The following is a 9,367-nucleotide window of genomic DNA, read 5'->3' on the forward strand; positions in this document are numbered from 1 at the left end:
AAAACCACTGGCTTATCCTATTTGATTTTCGACCTGAAAAAAGCCTTTAAATTTCGTACTTTTGCAGCCGAAATGATTTCAATAAATAATTTAACTTTCCTGATTGGCTCAAGGGCCTTATACGACGACGCGAACTGGCATATAAAACCTGGCGACAGAGCAGGTTTAATTGGCGCAAACGGAACAGGAAAATCAACACTTTTAAAAATAATTGTAGGCGAATATGCACCTAGTTCGGGCACTGTTTCCATGTCTAAAGACTTGAAAATTGGTTACCTAAACCAGGATTTACTTTCTTACGATTCACACCATAGCATTTTGCATGTGGCCATGGAGGCTTTCGAGCGCCAAAACCAATTGCACGATGAGATTGAAGAACTGCTAAAAAAAATCGAAACAGATTATAGCGAAGAGGTTTTATTCAAATTAAGTGATAAACAGCAAGAGTTTGAAGCTTTAGATGGATACAACATCGAATATAGGGCAAACGAAATTTTAGCTGGTTTGGGTTTCAGTACAGCAGACCAACTCCGCCCGTTAAATACTTTCTCGGGAGGTTGGCGGATGCGTGTAATGCTGGCTAAGATTTTATTGCAAACGCCTGATATCTTATTACTGGATGAGCCTACCAACCACATGGACTTACCTTCCATTAAGTGGTTAGAAAACTATTTAATGAGTTTTGAAGGTGCCATTGTAATTGTATCTCACGATAGGTATTTCTTAGATAAGATTGTAAACCGTACGGTCGAATCGCGTAAAGGTAAGTTAACCGTATATGCGGGTAACTATAGCTTCTATGTTGAAGAAAAAGCTTTACGTGGCGAAATCCAAAAAGGTGAATTTAAAAACCAACAGGCTAAAATAAAGCAGGAAGAGCGTTTAATTGAGCGTTTTAAAGCGAAGGCGAGCAAGGCTAAAATGGCCCAATCGCGGATGAAAGCTTTAGACAAGATGGAACGGATTGATGATGTTGATGATGATAACCCAACCGTAAATTTTGCTTTCAAATTCTCTAAACCATCAGGCAGGCACGTGGTGCGTATAGAACATGCCAATAAGAGTTATCCAAATGTACATATTCTGGATGATGCCGAGGGAGTGATCGAAAAAGGCGATAAAATTGCCTTGATCGGGGCAAATGGTAAGGGTAAATCTACTTTATTGAGAATGATTGCCGGAGCCGAAAAATTTGAAGGTTTCTGCGAAACGGGGCATAATGTTACCACCACTTTCTTTGCGCAGCACCAATTGGAATCACTGCATTTAGAAAATTCAATTTTAGAAGAATTACAGGCATTTGCACCAAAACATAGCGACACGGAATTGAGGAGTATTTTAGGTTGTTTCCTTTTTACCGGCGATGATGTTTTCAAAAAGATCAAAGTGCTTTCGGGAGGAGAAAAATCGCGTGTGGCCCTGGCTAAATCTTTAACAACAGATTCTAATTTCTTGATCCTGGATGAGCCTACCAACCACTTGGATATCCAATCGGTAAACATCCTGATTCAAGCATTACAGCAATTTGAAGGCACTTTTATTGCCGTATCTCACGATAGGTATTTCTTAGATAATGTGGCCAACAAAATCTGGTTTATCGAAGGCGGAAAAATTAAAGAATACCCTGGCACCTATGCCGAATATGAAGAATGGAACAGCAAAAGGATAATTCCTGTGTCTAAACCTATTCCGGTTAAAATGCCAGAAAAACAAAAAGAACAGCCAAAAGCAGTTGCGCCCAATACGGCTAGCCAGTTAAAAAAGCTCAACGATGAACTGCAAAAAACAGAAAAGCTGATTACAGAGCTAGAGCAGAACGTTAAAAATATTGAAGCAGAATTGGCAGATGAGCATGTTTATGCCAATGCCGATAAACTGGCAGAAGCCAACAAACGTTATTTAGCGACAAAACAGGAGTTAGACAATAACCAAGGTAAATGGGAAAGTTTAGCTGCTGAAATTATGGAACTGGAAGGTTAGATTTTAAACACCAATAAGCATGATATATAGCCGTTTCGATGTAAAATCGGGACGGCTTTTTTGTTTAAAATTTGCCACGGAAACGCAGAAACACAGAAGAAGGTTTTTGTTGTTAGAATCCACTAGCTCGGTCGTCTTTGCGAGGAGGAACGACGAAGCAATCTTTCATGCTAGCGATTCTTGCTATAAAGATTGCTTCGTCGGCTGAAAAAGCCTTCTCGCAATGACGATTCAACGAGAAGGTACATAAAGTTAAATCCTACTATCAACCATATTGATTTTTCTACAATAAATTATTTCTGGAAACCGCGGTGCGCTAGAAATCTTCTGCGTCCATCCGTGTTTCCGTGGCTTATTTTCAAAACAAAAATAGGCTTGTGTCAGATAGGAATATCTGACACCACGAATAGTGGCAACCATCCACAAGTCCATTTTGTCCCTTCCTAATAAAACTTTACTTTTAGCCATGCAGAAAATATTATTTCCGATTTTATTTTTCATCTCTACCATGGCCTTTGCCCAAAACGTTCAAACGTTTACCAATGAGAATAAAATTTATCTTCCAAATATTAAAACTGTACTCTGTTATAACAGCAATAAAGAGCAGAGCTTACCTGTAATTATGCTCAATTCGTCAGAAACAATAACTTTTTCTTTCGATGACTTACTTGCAGGTACCCAAAACTACTGGTATACCATTGAACATTGTACTGCAGAATGGGAAACTTCTAAAATCTCGAGTATCGATTATTTAGGGAGTTTTAATGACGACCGCATCATCAATTACCACTATTCTTCCAACACCGCCAGGAAATATACACATTACGAAATTAGCTTGCCCAATACTCAAATTCAACCTAAAATTGGAGGCAATTATGTATTAAAAGTCTATTTAGATGGCGACAAAAAAAAACCGGTTATTTCGCAACGCTTCTACATGCTCGACAATCAGGTTGCCGTAGCAGCAGAAATAAATAATTCCATGCAGGTTGAAAACAGGAATTACAAACAAAAAATCAACTTTACCATTAACCATACCTTTCCCATCCCGAACCCCTATCAGGATATAAAAGCTATAGTAATGCAAAATTTTAATGCTAATACTATCCAGCTTAATACCAAACCCGCATTTGTAAGACCAAACCAATTGGTTTATAACGACCTTACTACGAACGATTTTTGGGGAGACAACGAATTTAGAAAATTTGATACCCGTAGTTTAAGGTACAAAGCCGATAATGTTAAAGGCATATACCGCGATAACGAATCGGTAAATGTGATACTTTTTCAGGATGCCCCCAGAACGGTAGGTGCGTTTGCCAACCAGTACGATGAAAACGGAAACTTTTTTATCCGCAATACCGATGGGCGCGACGATAAAACAGAAGCAGAGTATATGAGTGTTTTATTCACTTTAAATGCCCCGGCACCCAGCCCCAACGGCGATGCCTATGTTGTTGGCCGATTTAACAATTATACCATGAGCAATGAAAACAAACTGCTTTATGATCCCAGCAGGAAACAGTTTTATGGCAATGTGATACTTAAACAAGGTCTCTATGATTATGAATTTGCCTGGTATAATAAAGATACCAAGGTAATGGAAACCAAACCTTTCGAGGGTGCGTTCTTCCAGACCGAAAACAGCTATCAGATTTTTGTTTATTATCGGCGCCCGGGCGCACGCTGGGATACCCTAATTGGTTATACCAATTTAAGTAATAAAGTTTCAGACAGAAGGTAACCAGCTGAACCGAAGCAAAATATTAATTGTCAATTTGACTTTTAATATTACAATACTTACCTTTATTGTTACATAAATTTTCTTTGTTTTAATTGTGGTTATTTACTTTAGCGTTTCAAAAAGTAACCAAATAAACACACTAGAGAATTAGGTGTATCTAACCAAAAATTATGTTTAAAAAGTTAATTGCCGTAGCATTAATAGCCTATCCATGTGCACAGGTTTTAGCACAAAAACCAAGTGATTCGTACACACAATCCATTAACGGAACCAAATTAAAATTCGATATGCAGGCTATACCAGCAGGCAAATTTAAAATGGGAAGTAAAACAGGAAAACCTGATGAGCAACCCGTTCATGAGGTTAAACTCGATGCTTTCTGGATTGGAAAACATGAGGTAACATGGGATATTTTTGAACCATTCCTCTATCGTGATTATGAAAAACAAGCTAGCACAAGCGCTATTCCGGCTGAAGTAGATGCCGTTACCAGACCTACCAAACCCTATCTCGATATGACTTTTGGTATGGGTAAAGAGCACCAACCAGCGGTGGCTATGACACAATATAATGCCATCCAATTTTGTAAATGGCTTTATATGCGTACAGGTATTTTTTATCGTTTACCAACAGAGGCCGAATGGGAATACGCCTGCAAAGCCGGAACGGAAACCAAATATTCTTTTGGCGATGACGCTTCTAAATTAGGCGATTATGCCTGGTATAAAGATAACAGCGATAATAAAACCCATCAGGTAGGTTTAAAAAAACCAAATCCATGGGGATTATTCGATATGCATGGAAACGTTAGCGAATGGACCTACGACCAGTACCTTGCCGATTTCTACGGTCAGAGCAAAGATAAAACTGCAGAAAACCCTGTGGCAGTACCCGAAAAACTTTACCCAAACGTAGTTCGCGGTGGCTCTTACGACGAAACAGCGAATAATTTAACCTCAACAGTTAGGTTAGCGTCTGATCCATCATGGAAGCAATTAGATCCACAGATTCCGAAAAGTAATTGGTGGTTCCCTGAAGCTCCTTTTGTAGGCATGCGCTTGGTACGCCCCGTAAAAACGCCTTCAAAAGCAGATATAGATGCATATTACAATAAGCAACCTATAAAAGACTTTTAAAAACACAACCCTAACCAAAATAAAAAACTTAAACACATGAAAAAACCAATTAACCAACAAGATCGTCGCGATTTTTTAAAAGCAACAGCCATGCTGGCCGGCGGGGCCATGTTAAGCAGCATTCCGCTGGCAGGAGCATATGCATCCGGATCGGATACGATTAAAATTGCCTTAATAGGCTGTGGCGATCGTGGTACAGGAGCAGCTTTCCAGGCACTAAGCACCAAATTTAACATTAAACTGGTAGCCATGGCCGATGCTTTTCAAGATCGTTTAGATAGCAGTTACCAATCATTAAGTTCGAAATTTGCGGCAAAAATGGATGTTCCAAAAGAACGCCAATTTGTAGGTTTCGATGCTTACTTAAAAGCCATTCCATTGGCCGATGTAGTGTTGTTAACCACGCCTCCGGGCTTCCGTCCTATCCATTTCGAAGAAGCGGTTAAGCAGAATAAACAAATTTTCATGGAAAAACCTGTTGCTGTAGATGCACCGGGCATTAGAAAGGTATTGGCCGCAGCCGAAGAAGCTAAAAAGAAAAAATTAAACGTTGTAGTAGGTTTACAGCGCCGCTACCAGACCAACTATCGCGAGTCGATGAAACGCATTAACGATGGTGCTATTGGCGATATCATGTCTGGCCAGGTATACTGGAACAGCGGTGGCGTGTGGGTACGTCCGCGTAAACCAAACCAAACAGAAATGGAATACCAAATGAGAAACTGGTATTATTTCAACTGGTTATGCGGCGATCATATTGTAGAGCAGCATGTGCACAATATCGATATTGCCAACTGGATAAAAAACGGACATCCTGTTTCGGTACAGGGAACGGGTAGCCGCGCCTGGAGAACGGGAAAAGATTATGGAGAGATTTATGATAACCACTCCATCGAATTAACTTATGCAGATGGCGCAGTAATCCATAGTCAGTGCCGCCATTTCGAAGGCACTGCTAACCGCGTGGATGAATCTTTTCAAGGCACCAAAGGTAAAATTTATCTTTCAGGCAGCAATCAGGCCATTATGAAAGATTATAGTGGTAAAGAACTTTATAACCACAATACCAAAGGAAACGCAAATCCATACCAAACAGAGCACGACGAACTGTTCGATGCGGTTTCTAAAGGAGAATATAAATTCAGTAATGTAGACTATGCTGCAACCAGTACATTTTCGGCAATTATTGGTCGTTTTGCTACTTATTCTGGTCAAACCATTAAATGGGATGAGGCTTTAGCTTCGAACATCAACTTAATGCCTGAACGTTTCGCATGGGATGCTAACCCAAGGTTAATGCCTGATGAAAATGGCTTATACCCTATCGCCAGACCGGGGCAAACAAAAGTGATATAAAACTAAATTGATGCGTTATAGCTTTTTGTTTTTCATTTTACCATTGATTTTAGCTTTTTCCTTGAAAAAAGAAGTGAAACAGTATAAAATTGATGGTTTTGCACAGGGAACCGATTATGCTATCATGTACTATGCTACCGATAGTTTAGCGACTAAGGCAGGCATAGATAGTTTATTAAACGAAATTGATTTATCGATGTCGCTTTACAAAAAGGGATCATTGATAAATCAATTTAATGCTACCGAAAAAGAGATTAAAACCGATCGTTTCATAAACGACGTGCTTAAAAGGAGTTTCGAAATTAATCAGGATACTAAGGGTATTTTCGATATTACCGTTGCCCCTTTGGTACAGGCATGGGGTTTTGGACCGAAAGAGGTTAAAAAAGAACCCGATCCGGCAGCCATTAAATCGATATTGACCTGTGTAGGCATGAAAAACCTAAAACTCAAGAATGGTTTATTAAGCAAACTAAAGCCCTGTGTACAGATTGATTTAAATGGAATTGCACAAGGTTACAGCGTCGATTTAATTGCCGCTTATCTCGAAAAAAAAGGAATTAAGCAATACGTAGCCGAACTGGGCGGCGAAATCCGGATTTCAGGACCTAAACCCAATGGCGAAACCATGAAAATTGGTATTGAAGGTCCGGATAAGGATGGGGTTCCGGTAATCAGACACATCGCTTCCATAAATTCAGGCGCAATCACTACCTCTGGTAACTATAGGAAATTCCATCAGAGCGGAAAGAAAAAAATTTCTCACCTGATCGATCCTAAAACAGGCTATCCGCTAGATAATGAAATGATAAGCGTAACGGTATACGCCAAAGATGCCATTACAGCCGATGGTTACGACAATGCCTTAATGGCCATGCACCTTAAAGATGCTATTGCCTTTGTAGAAAGCAGAAAAAACCTCGAAGCTTATTTTGTGTACCACCAAAAAGATGGCAAAATAGCCGATACCTTAACCACCGGATTTAAAAAATTAATTACTCACCAATAACCTAAAACCTCACCGATGAAAAGAAGCGAATTTATAAGAAATAGTCTGCTAACTGCCGGTGCAATTACCACAGGAGCAGGAATTACCGATACTTTTGCCGCTGGAAAGCCCAATACAGTATTCAGTGATAAAACTTTCAACCTCGATTATGCCCCTCACCAGGGCATGTTCCAAAATCATGCGGGTAAAAGTTTTTTAGATCAGATCCAGTTTATGTACGATAAAGGTTTCCGTTCAATAGAAGATAATGGTTACCTAGGCCGCCCTGTTGAAGAACAGGAAAAAATCGGAAACCTGTTGGCAAAATTGGGCATGCGCATGGGGGTTTTTGTAGTAGACGGTGGCGACAACTGGAAAACCTCTTTAACAACGGGCAAAAAGGAATTTAAAGATAAATTTATCGAAACCTGCAAAAAATCGGTCGAAGCCGCAAAACGCTGTAATGCCAAATGGCTTACCGTAGTGCCCGGCTTTTATGAACGCAACCTACCATATGGCAACCAGTTTGCTAATGTAATCGATGCCATGCGCGCAGGTGCAGAGATTTTTGAACCCCATGGTTTAATTATGGTTTTGGAAACCCTGAGCGATACGCCAGAACTTTTTCTCCAAAAAACCAATGAAACCTATGCCGTTTGTAAAGCGGTTAAAAGCCCTTCGTGTAAAATCCTTTACGATATTTACCACATGCAACGTACAGAAGGTGATTTAATTAAAACCATCGACCGCTGCTGGGACGAAATCGCCTACATCCAGATTGGCGATAATCCGGGCCGGAAAGAACCTACAACAGGAGAAATCAATTATAAAAACCTATTTAAACACTTGTATAATAAGGGTTATAAAGGTGTTATGGGTATGGAACACGGCAATTCGAAAGGTGGAAAAGAAGGCGAACTGGCTGTAATTTCGGCTTATAGGGCTGAGGATAATTTTTTGTAGATGTATACTAGATGGGTCGTCATCCCCAACCCAATTGGGGATCTTAAAGCGCTAAACTGGGTTTGCAAGCTGCATTAGGATTCCCGTCTGCACGGGAATGACGCGTGGAGGATATGCGATCGTCATCCCCAACTTGATTGGGGATCCTAAAGCATAGAGCCGGGTTTGCAAGCTGCATTAAGATTCCCGTCTGCACGGGAATGACGCACGGTTTAGATGCAAGCGTCATCCCCAACCCGATTGAGGATCTTAAAACGTTAAGCGGGGTTTGCAAGCTGCATTAGGATTCCCGTCTGCACGGGAATGACGAATGGATGAGATGAGATCGTCATCCCCAACCCGATTGGGGATCTTAAAGCGTTAAGCGGGCTGATAAACTGCATTAAGATTCCCATCTACATGGGAATGACGCATGGATGAGATGCATTACGCTACGTTTTAGGACTCCCATCTTTAAAATCACAAATCCTCATTAAACAAATCCAACCATTCAGGATTGTTATCGCTAATCAACTTAATTTTCCAATCCCTATTCAATTTCTTCTCCTGAGCAATTGCCTCTTCAATGCCAGGATAGAACATAAAATATACGAGCTTTATACAATTATATTTAGCTGTAAAGGAAGTTGGATATCTTTTGCATTTATGATCAATTACTCTTGAGTGCAAGTCAGAAGTAACACCGATGTAATAAACCGTGTTAAAGGCATTTGTCATAATGTAAACACAACCACCGCGTTCCATGTATTAAAAATACATTATTTCTCGTAAGTTTTTATGCGCTACATCATCAAACATTCGCTTCATCTCAAATTTATTTAGACTAGCAGCGATCGTAAGTTGCATTAAGATTCCCGTCTGCACGAGAATGACGTATGGATTAGATGCGATCGTCATCCCCAACTCGATTGGGGATCCTAAAGCATCGAGCTGGGTTTGCAAGCTACACCAGGATTCCCGTCTGCACGGGAATGACGCATGGATTAGATGCGATCGTCATCCCCAACTTGATTGGGGATCTTAAAGCATTAAGCTGGGTTTGCAAGCTGCGTTAAGATTCCCGTCTGCACGGGAATGACGTATGGATTAGATGCGATCGTCATCCCCAACTTGATTGGGGATCTTAAAGCATTAAGCTGGGTTTGCAAGCTGCGTTAAGATTCCCGTCTGCACGGGAATGACGTATGGATTAGATGCGAT

The 9,367-nt window shown here is 40.4% G+C and carries 7 protein-coding genes; 6 read left to right on the top strand and 1 reads right to left on the bottom strand.

The window, feature by feature from the left end; translation table 11 throughout:
- The first annotated feature begins 72 nt into the window (after positions 1-72).
- The 6 genes from FHT21_RS14145 to FHT21_RS14170 all read left to right on the top strand — a co-directional run bounded on the left by FHT21_RS14145 (position 73) and on the right by FHT21_RS14170 (position 8,167).
- The gene (locus FHT21_RS14145; protein ID WP_167295281.1) at positions 73-1,980 is read left to right on the top strand and encodes an ABC-F family ATP-binding cassette domain-containing protein; all 1,908 of its coding nucleotides are present in this window, start codon (positions 73-75) and stop codon (positions 1,978-1,980) included.
- Positions 1,981-2,446: 466 nt separating this feature from the next.
- Positions 2,447-3,724 (top strand): DUF5103 domain-containing protein, encoded by a 1,278-nt coding sequence (locus tag FHT21_RS14150; RefSeq protein ID WP_167295282.1) that lies wholly within the window; start codon positions 2,447-2,449, stop codon positions 3,722-3,724.
- Between the two features lie 170 nt (positions 3,725-3,894).
- The gene (locus FHT21_RS14155; protein ID WP_167295283.1) at positions 3,895-4,860 is read left to right on the top strand and encodes an SUMF1/EgtB/PvdO family nonheme iron enzyme; all 966 of its coding nucleotides are present in this window, start codon (positions 3,895-3,897) and stop codon (positions 4,858-4,860) included.
- A 36-nt stretch (positions 4,861-4,896) separates the two neighbouring features.
- Positions 4,897-6,216 carry a Gfo/Idh/MocA family oxidoreductase gene (locus tag FHT21_RS14160; protein ID WP_167295284.1) on the top strand — a complete coding sequence of 440 codons (1,320 nt, stop codon included), beginning with the start codon at positions 4,897-4,899 and terminating at the stop codon, positions 6,214-6,216.
- A gap of 10 nt (positions 6,217-6,226) precedes the next feature.
- Positions 6,227-7,225 (top strand): FAD:protein FMN transferase, encoded by a 999-nt coding sequence (locus tag FHT21_RS14165; RefSeq protein ID WP_167295285.1) that lies wholly within the window; start codon positions 6,227-6,229, stop codon positions 7,223-7,225.
- Positions 7,226-7,240: 15 nt separating this feature from the next.
- Positions 7,241-8,167, top strand: coding sequence for a TIM barrel protein (locus tag FHT21_RS14170; protein ID WP_167295286.1), 927 nt, complete (start codon positions 7,241-7,243; stop codon positions 8,165-8,167).
- A gap of 459 nt (positions 8,168-8,626) precedes the next feature.
- Here FHT21_RS14170 and FHT21_RS14175 read toward each other — a convergent pair whose 3' ends face one another.
- Complete coding sequence (locus FHT21_RS14175; protein ID WP_167295287.1) at positions 8,627-8,911, bottom strand: GIY-YIG nuclease family protein; 285 nt, start codon at positions 8,909-8,911, stop codon at positions 8,627-8,629.
- Positions 8,912-9,367: the final 456 nt, after the last annotated feature.

The sequence above is a fragment of the Pedobacter sp. SG908 genome (genome assembly GCF_011759615.1).
Lineage (GTDB): Bacteria > Bacteroidota > Bacteroidia > Sphingobacteriales > Sphingobacteriaceae > Pedobacter > Pedobacter riviphilus.